The following is a 15,232-nucleotide window of genomic DNA, read 5'->3' on the forward strand; positions in this document are numbered from 1 at the left end:
TAATTCCTCCTTATTTGCCTGCACGATCCAGGTAATTTTGTAAAATCATGACGGCTGCCATCTTATCGATGACGGCCTTTCTCTTTTTTCGGCTGACGTCTGCTGAAATGAGCATCCGCTCCGCTTGCATCGTCGTCAAACGCTCGTCGACGAGAACTGTCGGCAAACCGGTCGCTTCGGTGAGGGCCGCGGCAAACGCCTGTGACGCCTCGCCCCGAGGTCCGATTGTCGCGTTCATGTTCTTCGGGAGGCCGACAACGACTTCTTTCACATCGTACTGCTCAATAATCGGTTGAAGCAGACGGACAGCTTCCTCAAAGTCCGGCTCGGTCCAGTAGACCGTCTCCACACCTTGCGCCGTCCATCCCATGAGGTCGCTCACGGCGACCCCAATCGTCTTCGAACCGACATCGAGCCCCATGACTCGCTTCATATTAATCCTCTCTACGATCGTTCAAATACGATTTGACCAGCTCTTCGAGCAGTTCATCTCGTTCGATTTTGCGAATTAAGTTTCGCGCATCGTTATGACGCGGGATGTAGGCAGGGTCACCTGACAACAAGTATCCGACGATTTGATTGATCGGTTGGTAGCCTTTCTCCTCGAGTGCTTGATACACCGTGATCAGTGTCTCCCGAGTGTTGGCTCGATTATCATCTTCTGGAAAATTGAATTGCATCGTGCGATCCATTTGGCTCACAAGAATCCACCTCTTTCCGTTTGCACTTCACACTCTATTATGCCAGTGATTGAACGTAATGTGAAGCAAACTTCAATGCTTCATCCAGTTTTGTCGCATCACGGCCTCCGGCTTGCGCCATGTCAGGACGGCCTCCGCCGCCTCCGCCACAACGTGTCGCCACTTCTTTGATCAATTTCCCGGCATGGAAGCCACGGTCGTTCAAGTCTTTCGTCACACCTGCGACGAGGTTGACCTTGTCGCCATTCGCCGAGCCGAGCAAGATGACGGCCGAGCCGAGCTTGCCTTTCAATTCGTCGACCATGCCACGGAGCGCGTCCATATCTTGTCCGTCGACGCGCTTAGCGATCAATTGGACATCACCGAACGTCTCGATGGCGTCTGTGAGTGACGACGCTTCGATGTTGGCGAGTTTCGCTTTGAGCGATTCGCTCGCGCGTTCGAGTTCTTTCATTTCAGTTTGAAGCGCTTGGACACGCGTCGGCACTTCGAGTGGTTTTGTCTTGAGCAGTTTCGCTGCCGTCTCGAGCGTCTCGATGTGCTGGTTCATCACTTCGTAAGCACCAGCTCCTGTGACCGCCTCGATGCGACGTGTACCGGCTCCGATTCCTGATTCCGACAAGATTTTGAAGAGACCGATTTCCGCCGTGTTGCCGACGTGGCAGCCACCGCAAAGTTCGACCGAGTCACCAGCAGCGACGACGCGGACGACATCCCCGTACTTCTCACCGAAGAGCGCCATCGCACCTTTCGCTTTCGCATCGGCGATGTTCATTTCTTCGATATCGACAGCGATTGACGCCCAGATGCGTTCGTTCACTTGACGTTCAATCGATTGGAGCTCTTCAGCCGTCACTTGGCCGAAGTGCGAGAAGTCAAAGCGGAGACGGTCTGGTGTCACGAGTGAACCTGCTTGGTTGACGTGCTCACCGAGCGTGTCTTTCAACGCGCGATGCAACAAGTGCGTCGCTGTGTGGTTTTTGATGATTGCTTGACGCGAGCTTTGATCGACCGTAGCCGTCACCGCGACTTCTGCCTTAGCGACACCTGACGTGACCGTGACCGTATGCAAGTTTTGGCCATTCGGTGCTTTCGAGACGTCTTTCACATGAAGGACGAAGTCCGACCCGACGATTTGTCCTTTATCGCCGATTTGACCGCCGCTCTCAGCGTAGAATGGCGTCTGATCGAGGATGACTTGTGCTTCTTCCCCTGCCGCGACGACGTCAACGAGCTCTCCATCATGAATCAAGCTGATGATTTTCGCTTCAGTTCCGAGGTTCGTGTACCCGACGAATGATGACGGAAGCGTAATTTCCGCAAGAACGCCTGACTGGATTTGCATCGACTCAACGTCGGCACGGGCAGTCCGAGCGCGTTCACGCTGGGCGTTCATCGCTTGTTTGAATCCATCCTCGTCGACCGTCAATTTGTGGTCTTCGGCGTACTCGATCGTCAACTCGAGCGGGAAACCGTACGTATCGTAGAGACGGAACGCATCTTCACCGCTGATGACGTTCGAGCCGGCCGCTTTTTGCGCTTTCGCGACTTCGTTCAAGATAGCGAGACCATCATGGAGCGTCTCGTGGAAACGTTCTTCTTCATTCTTGACGACTTTCTTGATGAAGTCTTTCTTCTCACGGACTTCAGGGTAGAAGTCGACCATGATGTCGCCGACGACGTCGACGAGCTCGTACATGAACGGACGCTCGATGCCTAGCATCTTCGCATAGCGGACGGCACGGCGGAGCAAACGACGAAGCACGTAGCCACGGCCTTCGTTCGATGGGAGCGCCCCGTCTCCGATCGCGAACGAGACGGTGCGAATGTGGTCAGCGATGACTTTGAACGCCACGTCCTTGCTGCTGTCGGTGCGGTACGTCTCGCCGCTGATTTTCTCTGTCTCGCGGATGATTGGCATGAACAAGTCCGTGTCGAAGTTCGTCGGTACGTCTTGCATGACGCTCGCCATCCGCTCGAGACCCATACCTGTATCAATGTTTTTCCGTGGGAGCTCGGTATAGTTGCCGTGCCCGTCATGGTTGAACTGACTGAAAACGATGTTCCAAATCTCAAGGTAACGCTCGTTCTCGCCGCCCGGGTATAGTTCTGGGTCGGTCGGGTCGTCGCCGAACGCAGGTCCGCGATCGAAGAAGATTTCTGTGTTCGGGCCAGACGGGCCTTCCCCGATTTCCCAGAAGTTCTCTTCGAGTGGGATGATGCGGTCGGCCGGCACGCCAAGTGCGAGCCAAAGTTGTTTCGCTTCTTCATCTTCCGGGTGAATCGTCACCGACAAGCGATCCGGGTCGAGCCCGTACCATTCGTCGCTCGTCAGAAGTTCCCAGCCCCATTTGATCGCGTCTTCGCGGAAGTAATCACCGACCGAGAAGTTCCCGAGCATTTCGAAGAACGTATGGTGACGCGCCGTCTTCCCGACGTTCTCGATATCGTTTGTCCGAATCGACTTCTGCGCGTTGACGATGCGCGGGTTGGCTGGAATGACACGGCCGTCAAAGTATTTTTTGAGCGTCGCGACGCCTGAGTTGATCCAAAGAAGCGTCGGGTCCTCGACCGGTACGAGTGAGGCACTCGGCTCGACACTGTGTCCTTTCGATTTGAAGAAATCTAAATACATTTGGCGAATCTGTGCGCCAGTTAATGGTTTGAGCGGTTTCATCAACAATTCCTCCTTCAGTTTAAACGAAACGAAAAAAAGCGATGCTCATCCCTGTGGAAAGGGACGAAAGCATCGCTTCGTGGTACCACCCTCGTTCGCACGGCAAAGCCGTGCCTCGAACATCCGATAACGCGGATGAGGCGCCCAGGGTGAGTGGGGACTCCAGACTAGCTTCGGTCGACCGGACCCCCATCTTCTCACAGCCTAGGAAGATGTCTCTGGTGAGGCGGTTACGACGTACTCATTTCCTTCATCGTCTTTAATCGTTTCAGTTTTCTATTCGTCATTATCACACGTCAATCGGGAGACGTCAAGACTTGCCGCCTAGCCGCTCGACGAGTTTCGTTCGCCGCACCGGCTCTTCTTCTCGCGTCGCCGCCTCGAGGGCACGGACGTCTCCGAACAAGAGCAAACTCTTCTTCGCCCGAGTGACGGCCGTATAAATCAAGTTGCGCGACGAGCGGAAGCCGCCGTTGAAGAAGACGGGCATGAGCACGATCGGGAACTCGGACCCTTGTGACTTATGGATGGTGATGGCATAGGCGTGGGTGAACTGGTCCCATTCGCTCCGGTTATACTCGACCTCGGTCTGATCGAAGCGGATATAGATTTTGTCGACCTTGTCGACGTTTTCTTTCGCATAGAAAATGTTCGTGATTTCACCGATATCGCCGTTATAGACGTTCTCCTCGGCGTTATTGACGAGTTGGAGCACTTTATCCCCGTTCCGATACGTCCGGTTGCCGTGCTTCACTTCCCGGGCCGCCGATTTCGGATTGAACACGTTTTGGAGCGCCTCGTTCAATCCATCGATGCCGCATACCCCACGGTACGTCGGTGCGAGCACTTGGATATCGAATGGGGAATAACCTTTTCGCAGCGCGGCCCCGGCCATTTGACAGATCGCCTGGAGCGCCGTCTCTTGGTTGGCCGTATAAAAGCGACGGTCCGGCAGTGCCGCGAGCAAATCGTCCGGCATCTGTTTCGCGTTGAGCGCGTGCGCCAGACGCAGGATGCTCGACTCGGACGCCTGCCGATGGACGACATCGAGCCGGACGACGGGAATCCCGTCGGTCGCCATCAAGTCGGCGAGCACTTGGCCCGGTCCGACCGAAGGCAATTGATCCCGGTCACCGACGAAGAGGATTTTCATCCCGTTCGGCACTGCCCGAAGCAGGCTGCGGAACAAGAAGATATCAATCATCGACGCCTCGTCGACGATGAGCACTTTTCCGACGAGCGGATTCGTGTCATCGACTTGAAACGAGCTACCATCAAACTTTAAGAGACGGTGAATCGTCGAGGCCGGCAAGCCCGTCGACTCACTGAGCCGTTTCGCGGCCCGGCCGGTCGGTGCGGCGAGCACGAACGGGAACGGTTGGTTCTGTACCGGTTCGAGCTTCCAGTCGAACACGTCGCTGAGCGCGTGGATGATACCGCGGACGACGGTCGTTTTCCCGGTCCCAGGTCCGCCTGTCAGCACCATGAGCGGCGACTTCAAGGCAAGTTCGATCGCCTCTCGTTGTTGCTTGGCATACTCGATCGAGAACATCTCCTCGACGCGACCGACCGCATCAAAGATCGTCGTCATATCGACGTCTTCAGTCGTCGATGTCGACATGATGCGCGCGAGTTCCTCGGCCGCTTTTTGTTCGGCCCGGTACACACGTGGATGATAGACGACTCCGTCTTCGACAATGACACGTTCATCGTTCGCGAGCGTCTCGAGCGCCGAGACGAGCGCCTCACCCGGATCACCGCCGATGATGCGCGGCATCTCATTCGCGAGCTGATCGGCCGTGACGAACAAGTGTCCGTTCCCTTGCTCGAGCTCGAGCACGTACAGCACGGCCGCCGCGATCCGTTCCGGGTGAATCCCTTGGATGCCAAAGTGGGCGGCGATGGCGTCGGCCGTCTTGAAGCCGATGCCTTGAACGTCATACATGAGGGCGTATGGATTTTTCTCGATCGTCTCCATCGCCCGACCTTCATACTCTTTATGAATCTTCGAGGCGAGTCGCGGTGTGACATCGAACGGCGCCAAAAACAACAGCAACTGATCGACCCCATACAACACGTTCAACCGCTCGGTGATGACGCGGGCCTGCTTTTCTTTCAAGCCGTCGACGTTCGACAAGATACTCGGATGCTTAACGATTTGGTCGATGCAGTCGTCTCCGAGTGCGTCAGCAATTTTTTGGGCCGTTTTTTGCCCGATTCCCGGGAAAGAGCCGTTCGTCAAAAACCGGACGGCCGCCCGTTTCGTCATCGGGACGACACGGCGGATCCATTCCGCTTTCATCTGTTTCCCGAATCGGGGATGGTCGACGAGACGCCCGTGCGCTTTATACGTCTCTCCTTTTTCAATGCCGACGCCGACACCGGCGATGACCATCTCGGTCTCGTCTGTCTCAAAGTTCTTTTCTTTTATACGTACGAGCGCGATCGTGTGCGCTTCTTCTTCCGATTGAAACAGGACGCGGATGACTTTTCCTGTCAACTCGTAAGGTGCTGCCATCATTCGAGCCACCTCCAGCTAGTTTTCCATCCCCCATTATAGCCCGAGTTTGAACGGTAGGACAAATCGCCTAACTGAACAGGTTGAGGATGCGCTCGAGCTGGTCGAGGTCGACACGTTCAAGAATCCGAATCAGCTGATCGACATCGATTCGGTTCAAGATGCGCTCAAGTTGCTCCAAGTCCACGGTTTCAAGCAGTCGTTCGAACCGTTCCAGCTCCCCCGAATTGACATAACCTTCGAGCCGCTCGAACAGCTCGGTCCGCTCGACACGAAACAGTTGCTCAAGCGATGGTCGCTGAATCAACAGCACAAGTCCCGCGGCGATGACGTGGACGCCCCAGTTCAACACGACGTGACCGAACCGTACCGTCTGTCCGACGAACGGGACGAGCGGGATGAACGACAGCTGCAACACGATGATCCCTAGCTGGACGTACGGGTTCGGGATGAACCAAGCCACGAGGGCAAGCAGGGCAGGGACGACCCACGCCACCCCGATCGCACCAAACGTCACGGACCAGGACTTGTTCGCCGACAATACCCAATGCATGACGACACCGATCACAAAAAATGTCGCAAACAGGAGTAACAGTACGGTCGTCGCCCGTTCCGACTCGACGACGACCCGGAACAAGAGATTATTCGTCCACTCGCCCGTCGCGAGACGATTATCGACTTCGATGAACAGACGACCGAGCATGAACCATTCGATGATGAAAAAAATAACGACGCTGATCAAACTAAACATCCGCATATGATTTCTCCCCTCTCACATTGCTAATCCATTTCCCGAACACTCGGACGGCTATGCACGTTTTTCGTCGAATCAAAGCGGGAACTGTTCGAGTGAACCTATGAAGGAGGGATTATGTATGACGAACCGTATTCCAATCAGTGGCCTGTGTGAACTCGTGTTAGAAGTGACCGACATGACCGAGGCCGTCGATTTTTGGCACGGCAAGCTCGGACTGCCCGTCGTCGAACAATGGGTCGGTGATGATGCCGAGCCGAGCGAGGCACAGGAGCACGCGGACGAACCTTGGGCGACGTGGCTCTATGTCGGTGGGAATACTCGCCTCGGCCTTTGGCTGAAACGAGATTTCACGTCAGAAGAAGAATCGAATCGCCAAGAGGACGTGACCGAGTGGGACACGCTCTATGATGAAGGCGGCGCCCACGTCCACTGCGCATTTTTCGTTCCGATGGAGTCGTTCGACCAAGCGCTCGAAGTGTTAGAGGCGTCAAACATCCCGACGAAACTCCGGACGTGGGACGAGGACGAGACGGTCAACGGTAAAGAGCGCTCGGCCTACTTCAAAGACCCGAGCAAGAACGTGATCGAGCTATACACGAAAAATATGGACGAGGCCTACGGTGAGTTCGCCGGCGAGCCCGTGAAGATCACGACGAAACAGCTCTGATTCACATGTACGCTCGACAACCTACATGATACGATGAGAGAAAATGGAAAAGGTCGTGCCATATGCGTTTCTTCCCGCTTTTCCTCATGGCTTGTTTAGGCTTGCTCACCTTTGGGCTGTATTTTGTGATCAATGCGTTTCCCACGCTCGACCGACCCACTTCGTTTGCAGCGTTGGCGTTCGTCTCATTCGGGACGAGTTTCCTGATCTTGATGGATGGTGTACGACGAGCCAAGTCCGGAACGCGTGTCTTGTGGAGCTACATCGCGCTTGCCGGCACACTGGTATTGATGACTTTTAATCTTTTGATTTGGGTCATCGGGGAGGTGTCCGCATGACGCTCACCCTCCCTGAATGTATCACCGGCTTTTCATACGGCGACTGTTCCGCCCCAGGGTCAGATTGGAAGACGTTCAAATCGATTTGTTTTGAGTTCACCCGGATTAAACGAGGAATATGTTCCTTTACCATTGGGGACGAAATCACTCCGAATTATCACCAGGCGAGTATCACATGGAGTGAGCAAACCATCTATGTCCTGCTCAGCAGAAACTATCCTGTCATCGGCATCTCCAAACTCGAACCGTTTCAATATGAATTCATCGATTTACCAGAACTGACCGACCTGTTTCCTGACACCTATCAGATTCCGTCAGCGGCTGAGTTGAATGAGCGGTTCGATTTGTCGCTACAGCCGTTTCTGAACAAAGCGGAACGCGGAGAAATCAAATATTGGGAACCAGAGACGGTCGGTAACGTCATTTTCCATTATTGGGACTAACAAAAAGCGCCTCTCGCAAACACTGCGAGAAGCGCTTTATTAATTTAGTTACCGAGCAATTCATCCATTTTCGCTTTCGCGTCATACGCGAGCGCATGGTCCGGTTGCAACTCGAGCACACGTTCAAGCTCGGCGTACGTCTTGTCCTGTTCACCGAGGAAGGCGTAGGCGATTGCCAAGTTGTAACGGGCGTCCGTATGGCTCGCGTCGAGGTCGAGCGTATGCTCGAGCGATTCGACGGCCTCGTCGAGCTGTTCGTTCTGTGCGAGCGCGAGCCCGTATTGGAACGAAATCTCGACGTCTTCCGGTGCCTGCTTCATCGCTTCCCGAAGACGCGGCAAGGCCCGGACGAAGTCGCCCATCGCCTTGTACGTCAAGCCGAGCATGAAATGAAGGTCGGCGTCGTCCATCCCGGCGAGGAGCGCCTGACGCAGAGATGCCTCGGCCAAGTCGAGCTGTTCGAGCTCATAGGCGAGCGCTCCCTTCGCGTAATGGGCCGCGCCGAACGCGTTGTCGAGTTCGAGCGCCTTATCGTAAAAGACGACGGCCCGTTCATGGTCGCCGATCGCTTGCAAGAGCGTACCCATGTTGACGTAACCGGTCGGGTCCGTCGGGTCCGCTTCGATGGCAGCATTGAACTGCTTGGCCGCCTGTTCGAACTCACCTTGTTGCATCGCTTGGATGCCTAATTCGTTTGCGTTCAAAGTCATCACCTCATCCGATATAGTCGAGTCGTTTTCCGTTTCGATACGCTTCGTCAATCGTCGCACCACCGAGGCAGATGTCACCGTCATAGAAGACGACAGCCTGTCCTGGCGTGATGGCACGTTGCGGCTCATCAAATTTGACGAGCACTTCGCCATTTTCAAGTGGCGCGATCGTCACAGGCACGTCTTGTTGACGGTAGCGGAATTTCGCCGTCGCCCGGAACTCGCCTGTTGGTACGGCCCCTGTCCATGACAGCTTCGATGCGAGCAACGCGTCCGAATAGAGCGCGTCATGATGGAACCCTTGGCCGACGTAGAGGATGTTTTCTTCCACGTTTTTGCCGACGACGAACCATGGGTCCCCGTCGCCGCCGATGCCGAGGCCGTGGCGTTGACCGAGCGTGTAATACATGAGCCCGTCATGGTTTCCCTTTTGTTCCCCATCGAGCGTCTGCATGATGCCTGGTTGTGATGGCAAATACTCCGAGAGGAACTCTTTGAAGTTGCGCTCTCCGATAAAGCAGATGCCCGTCGAATCTTTTTTCTTCGCTGTCGCGAGTCCCGCTTCTTCGGCGATGACACGGACGTCTTTCTTGTCCATATGACCAATCGGGAACATCGTCCGCGCGAGTTGGTCTTGTGACAACTGGTTCAAGAAGTACGTTTGGTCTTTGTTGTCATCTTTCCCACGAAGAAGTCGATGCTCACCGTCGACGTACTCGACCCGTGCGTAGTGACCGGTCGCGACGAAGTCGGCACCGAGGCGAAGCGCGTGGTCAAGGAACGCCTTGAACTTGATTTCCTTGTTACACATGACGTCCGGGTTCGGCGTCCGTCCGAGACGGTACTCGGCCAAGAAGTATTCGAACACGCGGTCCCAATATTCTTTCTCGAAGTTGACCGCATAATAAGGGATCCCAATTTGGTTCGCGACCGCGATGACGTCTTCATAGTCTTCGGTCGCTGTACAGACACCGTTCTCGTCCGTATCATCCCAGTTTTTCATAAAGATTCCGATAACGTTATACCCTTGCTCTTTCAGCAAATGGGCCGTCACCGATGAATCGACGCCGCCTGACATCCCGACGACGACCGTCGTCTCGGCAGGGGCTTTTGTGCGTAAGTTCATGATTTATCTCACTCCGTTCGTGAATGTCGAGACGACCTCAGAGAGTCGTTCGGCGAGCCGCTCCACGTCTGCGACCGAGTTGCCATGTCCAAAGCTGATGCGGACGGACTGTTTCGTCCGATCCGACGTCCCGAACATCGCCGTCAAGACGTGTGACGGTTCAATCGACCCTGCCGTGCAGGCACTGCCGCTCGAGATGGCAAAGCCGCGCATGTCCATCATGATGAGGAACGGTTCAAGTTCGATGCCCGGGAGATACAAGTTGACGATGTGCGGTAAGCGGTTCGCCCCGTTCACGTCATACTCGACTCCGAGTTCATCGAGTCGCTTGAAGAGCGCCTCGGTCATTTGCTGGTACGCGCCCACTCGTTCGACTTGCTCGATTTTGGCCAGTTCGGCTGCTTGTTGGAACCCGACGGCACCCGGAACGTTTTCCGTGCCGGCTCGACGTTTCCGTTCTTGTTGTCCTCCAAAAGAACGCGTCGCTAATTTTACACCTGTTTTTATAAAAAGAAAACCGATACCTTTCGGGCCATTGATTTTATGGGCCGAGGCCGACAATAAATCGACCCCGAGCGCCTTGACGTCAATCGTTTCCGTACCGAGCGCTTGGACGGCGTCCGTATGGAAGTAAGCCTGATGGTCGGCGAGGAGTGCACCGATTTCCGCAATCGGTTGAAGTGTGCCGACCTCGTTGTTGCCGTACATGACCGAGACGAGGATCGTATCGTCCCGGAGCGCAGCACGAACGGAGTCAAGCGTCACCGCACCCGTCGCGTCGACATCGAGATACGTCACGTCGAATCCTTCCCGCTCGAGTTGCTCCATCGCGTGCAAGACGGCGTGGTGTTCGACTTTCGTCGTGATCACATGTTTGCCTTTATGTTGATTCGCGTAAGCCGTACCGAACAGCGCATAGTTGTCCGACTCGGTGCCGCCCGATGTGAAGACGATCTCGTTCGGGGTCGCCCCGATCCACGTGGCGAGCGTCCGGCGCGAAGTATCCAGTGCGGCGCGCGCCGTCCGTCCGATGCCGTGGATGCTCGACGGGTTGCCATAATGTTCGAGCATATAAGGTGTCATCGCTTCGAGCACTTCCGGACGCATCGGCGTCGTTGCGGCATGATCAAAATAGTTCATATTCGTTCACCTCATCTTTATATATAGAACATATAGCCATCAGAATCTTCTTCAGCGAGATCGGCGAGTGTCGTCTCTTCGAGCACTTTCTCGATCGCCGCTTTGATTTTATCCCAAAGCTTCCGTTTCACGGCATCGTCCGCTTCTGAGTCTTCGACGATTGTGAGCGGCCCTTCGAGCAAGCGGATGATTTCTCCCGCCGTGATGTCCGTTGCCGGTTTGACGAGCTGATAGCCGCCGTACGCCCCGCGGACGCTCTTGACGAGACCGCCGTTGCGAAGTGGACCGATCAACTGCTCTAAGTAATGTTCGGGCAAGTCATGCCGGGCCGCAATCTTTTTCAAGCTGAGCGGTTTGTTGTCCGTTTCCCGGGCCAGTGCGATCATGATCGTCAATCCATAACGACCTTTTGTAGATATTTTCATCTTCATGTCTCCTTCTGCTATACTAGTCGAACAAACGTTTGTCGAAAGGAATGTGTACGTATGAGTGATTTATTTCAGCAATCGAATAGCGGCCCGCTCGCCAATCGGATGCGGCCTGAAACGTTAGACGAAGTCATCGGTCAACGCCACATCATCGGCGAAGGCAAATTGCTGCGGCGGGCCATCGAGGCCGACCGCCTCGGCACGATTATCTTGTATGGACCGCCGGGAACGGGCAAGACGACGCTCGCCCGCGTCATCTCGAATTATACGAAAGCGACGTTCGTGCAATTGAACGCCGTCACGGCCAAACTCGATGAACTCCGGAGCGTCATCCGCGAGGCCGAGTCCCGGTTTGATTTCGAGCAAGAACGAACGATTTTATTTTTAGACGAGATTCATCGTTTCAATAAACTGCAACAAGACGCCCTGCTCCCGGCACTAGAGGCCGGGAAGCTCATCTTGATCGGGGCGACGACCGAAAACCCGAGTTTTGAGGTCAACGCGGCGTTGCTGTCGCGCGCGACCGTGTTTCGGCTCGAACCGCCTGGACCAGACGAACTTCGTGTCGTCTTGGAGCGGGCTCTCGCTGATAAAAAGGGACTCGGCAACTATCCCGTCCAAATCGAGGAAGCCGCCGTGGACCATTATATCAAAATGGCGGACGGTGACTACCGTGTCCTGTTGAACGCCCTCGAGTTGGCCGTATTGACGACGCCCGAGGTCGATGGCAAGATTCAAATCACACTCGACGTGGCCGAGGAGTCGATTCAACAAAAAGCCATCAAGTACGACAAGACGGGTGACCGGCACTATGACGTCATCTCGGCGTTCATTAAGTCGATTCGCGGCTCGGACCCGGACGCGGCACTGTACTGGCTCGCCGTCATGATCGAGGCCGGCGAATCACCGCGCTTCATCATGCGCAGGCTCTATGTGCATGCGGCCGAAGATATCGGGCTCAGTGACCCGAACGCGCTCGTCATCGTCGATGCGGCCGCTCGCGCGAGCGAACACGTTGGTTTCCCGGAGGCACGGATCCCGATGGCACAGGCCGTCCTGTATCTCGCGACGGCACCGAAATCGAACGCGGTCATCACCGCCATCGATAAGGCGATTCACCACGTCCGCACGGTCGAAGGCGGTCCGGTACCGGTCCATCTCCGTGACGCGCACAGCCCAGGCGCCCGCGAGCTCGGCAACGGTGCCGGATACAAATACCCGCACGACGAGAAAGACGGCTACGTCGCGCAAAACTACTGGCCGGAGAACTTGGCCCGAAAACGTCCTAAATATTATACACCGACGAGCCGTGGCTTCGAGCAACAGCTGCAAAAACGACTCGATTATTGGGAAAAACGACGCTGACTCTTTTGAGCCGCGTCGTTTTTTCATTTCTGGATGCGGTTGATCTCGACACCAGCTGTCTCAAGCATTTGGTTGATGACATACCCTGCTGCGACGAGGCCGGCGACCGATGGGACGAACGCGTTCGAACTCGGCGGCATCTTCGCTTTACGGATCGGGGCATCTTTCTTCCCGACGACCTCGTTCACGTCTTCGCGTGTCACGATCGGCGACTCGTCTGAAAAGACGACCGGGACGCCCTTATGGATGCGCTCTTTACGGAGACGCGTCCGGACCATTTTGGCGATCGGGTCGTATGTCGTATCCTTGATGTCGACGACTTTGATGCGCGTCGGGTCCATCTTGTTGGCCATGCCCATGCTCGAGATGACCGGGATGCCACGACGTTTGCACTCGACGATCAAGTGGATCTTATAGATGATCGTGTCCGAGGCATCGATGACGAAGTCGAGGTCTTGCGCAAAGAATTCCTCGAACGTCTCTTCCGTGTAGAACATTTTTAATTTGACGAGCTCGAGCTCAGGGTTGATATCGAGGAGGCGTGTCGCCATCGCTTCGACTTTCGGTTGCCCGACCGTCGACAAGAGCGCGTGAATCTGGCGGTTGACGTTCGTGATATCGATATCATCTTTATCGACGAGCACGATTCGTCCGACGCCACTGCGTGCGAGCGCCTCGGCCGCGAACGACCCGACACCGCCGACACCGAGGATGGCGACCGTCTTCCCTTTCAATGTTTCTAAACCTTCTTGACCAATGGCCAACTCATTACGTGAAAACTGGTGTAACATACTCTTCCTCCAAATGAATCCTATTTTCTCACACTATTTTACTCGGAATTATAATCAAAAAAAAGACGCCTAGCGACGTTTTACAATAAAATCGATGGGACCCGGAGTGCCGTGACGATGCCCTGCTTTTGAACCTGCTTAAGCAGGTGGGTGACCTAGCGTCCCCTTCACAAGTCCTCCTGCACGTGATGAGGCAGTTGATCTGGATAGCAGTTCGGTCTCCCGTATTCAAAGTGTTGGCTCAAAATAACGAAGGCGGCTCTCGTACACCTCAGGTATCCCATCTGTTGACCTTACTATAGCACTGTCTGTAAAAAGAAGTCAATCAGAAACGATGACTTCTCGTGACAGTTTCGTCACAACCACATATTACGAAACGCACCGGTCGGGTCGTACGTATCTTGTTGCCGACTGACGTTGAAATGCCGGTCGCGTGAGTCGTTGCCGACACCGGCCTGGTACGCCCAATTACCGTAGTTGCTCGCGACATCATAGTCAATTAGCGTCGATTCGAAATAGGACGCGCCGATGCGCCAGTCTTGCCCGAGTTCTTTCGCGAAGTAGCTCGCGACGATTTGACGGCCCCGGTTCGACATCCATCCCGTCGCGTTCAACTCATGCATGAACGCATCGACAAAGTCGACGCCTGTCTCACCCGCCTGCCAACGCGCGATGACGTCAGGGTCGACGCGCCACGTCTTTTGTTTCGAACGGATGCCTTGGGCCCGGAAGAGTCGTTTCCCTTGCTCGAGTGCGACCCATTGGAAGAAATCACGCCAGAGCAATTCAAAATAGAGCCAATACGTCGACTCATTCGCCCCGTGTGACCGCTCATGTTGCTCGAGCTCGTGTAGCACCCGGCGCGGTGACAACGAGCCGTTAGCAAGATAAGCCGACAGTTTCGATGAGTCGTCGACCCCGAAGCCGTTTCGTGTCTCTTTATACGTCCGGATTGGCCCCGCTAAATAGGCCGCGAGCCGCTCCCGCCCTTGAACGTGAACGCGGTATGCTTGCCCTGCTCGACCCGTTCATAGGCGACAGGGAAATCAATCGGATACGCTTCCCCTTCACGCGGCCGGTCGAATCGCTTTTCCGGTCTCGCTTCAGCTTCGACAGCTTTTCGAAACTCAGTGAAGAGGAATGGCATGCGCTCGAACGGGATTTCTGCCCGCGGATAGAGCGTGAAGCCGTCAAACGCCTGACACGAGCCGCGCCACGCGGTCATGATTTCTCGTTCGCGCAGCCGTTCGTATAAGCCGATCGATCGCTGGAACAATAGCCGGTCGTTCGGGTCGAGCACGTCGAGCGGATGCCCGACATGGACGAACAGAGGGATGCCGAGCGTTGCGAGCGACCCGCCCAAATCTTCGAGCGCCTCGTTCAAAAATTGGAGCCGTCTCGGTCCTAGCGGGGTATGCCCGAATCGGTTCTCTGAGAGCTCATCTTCCCGGATGAAATAATGCCCTTCAATCGTGTCCTCGTGTCGGAGCGCCTCCTCGAGCGGACGATGGTCATCGACCCGCAAATCGTTTTGATACCAGATAATCGTCTTCATTGATTTCGCCTCCTGA

Annotated in this window: 15 protein-coding genes and 1 other RNA gene; 3 read left to right on the forward strand and 13 right to left on the reverse strand. The window is 55.2% G+C overall.

The genetic code is table 11. From position 1 onward, the window contains the following. Window positions 1–10: 10 nt before the first annotated feature. The 5 genes from ruvX to KNP78_RS03725 form a co-directional block, all read right to left on the reverse strand. Window positions 11–433, reverse strand: a complete 423-nt coding sequence (ruvX, locus tag KNP78_RS03705; RefSeq protein WP_034776916.1) for a Holliday junction resolvase RuvX — start codon at window positions 431–433, stop codon at window positions 11–13. Between the two features lies 1 nt (window position 434). Continuing rightward, window positions 435–701, reverse strand: coding sequence for an IreB family regulatory phosphoprotein (locus KNP78_RS03710; protein ID WP_029595797.1), 267 nt, complete (start codon window positions 699–701; stop codon window positions 435–437). Window positions 702–738: 37 nt separating this feature from the next. Next, window positions 739–3,378, reverse strand: coding sequence for an alanine--tRNA ligase (alaS, locus tag KNP78_RS03715; RefSeq protein ID WP_214787909.1), 2,640 nt, complete (start codon window positions 3,376–3,378; stop codon window positions 739–741). Between the two features lie 310 nt (window positions 3,379–3,688). Then, entirely contained in the window at window positions 3,689–5,896 is a 2,208-nt protein-coding gene (gene recD2 / locus KNP78_RS03720; protein WP_034779798.1) for an SF1B family DNA helicase RecD2, read from the reverse strand. Between the two features lie 70 nt (window positions 5,897–5,966). Next, on the reverse strand, window positions 5,967–6,653 hold the full coding sequence (locus tag KNP78_RS03725; protein ID WP_214823287.1) for a magnesium and cobalt transport protein CorA: 687 nt from the start codon (window positions 6,651–6,653) through the stop codon (window positions 5,967–5,969). A 118-nt stretch (window positions 6,654–6,771) separates the two neighbouring features. On the opposite strand from KNP78_RS03725, the gene KNP78_RS03730 reads away from it, so the two are divergent. Both KNP78_RS03730 and KNP78_RS03735 read left to right on the forward strand, forming a co-directional pair. Then, window positions 6,772–7,320, forward strand: coding sequence for a VOC family protein (locus tag KNP78_RS03730; protein ID WP_235420143.1), 549 nt, complete (start codon window positions 6,772–6,774; stop codon window positions 7,318–7,320). 334 nt (window positions 7,321–7,654) lie between these two features. After that, window positions 7,655–8,101: a hypothetical protein gene (locus KNP78_RS03735; protein WP_214823288.1), complete on the forward strand. Its 447-nt coding sequence runs from the start codon at window positions 7,655–7,657 to the stop codon at window positions 8,099–8,101. A 44-nt stretch (window positions 8,102–8,145) separates the two neighbouring features. On the opposite strand, the gene KNP78_RS03740 is transcribed toward KNP78_RS03735, so the two are convergent. From KNP78_RS03740 to cymR, 4 genes are read right to left on the reverse strand one after another with little or no spacing between them, the layout of a single operon-like run. Then, window positions 8,146–8,811 (reverse strand): tetratricopeptide repeat protein, encoded by a 666-nt coding sequence (locus KNP78_RS03740; protein WP_214752582.1) that lies wholly within the window; start codon window positions 8,809–8,811, stop codon window positions 8,146–8,148. Window positions 8,812–8,815: 4 nt separating this feature from the next. Beyond that, window positions 8,816–9,937, reverse strand: coding sequence for a tRNA 2-thiouridine(34) synthase MnmA (gene mnmA, locus KNP78_RS03745; protein ID WP_034776905.1), 1,122 nt, complete (start codon window positions 9,935–9,937; stop codon window positions 8,816–8,818). Between the two features lie 3 nt (window positions 9,938–9,940). Further along, window positions 9,941–11,077 carry a cysteine desulfurase family protein gene (locus KNP78_RS03750; RefSeq protein ID WP_214752580.1) on the reverse strand — a complete coding sequence of 379 codons (1,137 nt, stop codon included), beginning with the start codon at window positions 11,075–11,077 and terminating at the stop codon, window positions 9,941–9,943. Between the two features lie 17 nt (window positions 11,078–11,094). Next, window positions 11,095–11,502: a cysteine metabolism transcriptional regulator CymR gene (gene cymR, locus KNP78_RS03755; protein ID WP_021066920.1), complete on the reverse strand. Its 408-nt coding sequence runs from the start codon at window positions 11,500–11,502 to the stop codon at window positions 11,095–11,097. A gap of 60 nt (window positions 11,503–11,562) precedes the next feature. On the opposite strand from cymR, the gene KNP78_RS03760 reads away from it, so the two are divergent. Further along, window positions 11,563–12,870 carry a replication-associated recombination protein A gene (locus KNP78_RS03760; RefSeq protein WP_034776901.1) on the forward strand — a complete coding sequence of 436 codons (1,308 nt, stop codon included), beginning with the start codon at window positions 11,563–11,565 and terminating at the stop codon, window positions 12,868–12,870. A gap of 23 nt (window positions 12,871–12,893) precedes the next feature. Here the strand turns inward: KNP78_RS03760 and KNP78_RS03765 are convergent, their stop codons facing one another. The 4 genes from KNP78_RS03765 to KNP78_RS15685 all read right to left on the reverse strand — a co-directional run bounded on the left by KNP78_RS03765 (window position 12,894) and on the right by KNP78_RS15685 (window position 15,216). Further along, window positions 12,894–13,661: a tRNA threonylcarbamoyladenosine dehydratase gene (locus KNP78_RS03765; RefSeq protein ID WP_034776899.1), complete on the reverse strand. Its 768-nt coding sequence runs from the start codon at window positions 13,659–13,661 to the stop codon at window positions 12,894–12,896. Between the two features lie 94 nt (window positions 13,662–13,755). Further along, window positions 13,756–13,942: non-coding RNA, 6S RNA (gene ssrS / locus KNP78_RS03770), on the reverse strand. A gap of 75 nt (window positions 13,943–14,017) precedes the next feature. Next, window positions 14,018–14,533 (reverse strand): FAD-binding domain-containing protein, encoded by a 516-nt coding sequence (locus KNP78_RS15680; protein ID WP_251128434.1) that lies wholly within the window; start codon window positions 14,531–14,533, stop codon window positions 14,018–14,020. A gap of 89 nt (window positions 14,534–14,622) precedes the next feature. Continuing rightward, entirely contained in the window at window positions 14,623–15,216 is a 594-nt protein-coding gene (locus KNP78_RS15685) for a deoxyribodipyrimidine photo-lyase (RefSeq protein WP_251128435.1), read from the reverse strand. Between the last annotated feature and the right edge of the window lie 16 nt (window positions 15,217–15,232).

Source organism: Exiguobacterium sp. s28 (genome assembly GCF_018618135.1).
GTDB lineage: Bacteria > Bacillota > Bacilli > Exiguobacteriales > Exiguobacteriaceae > Exiguobacterium > Exiguobacterium mexicanum_A.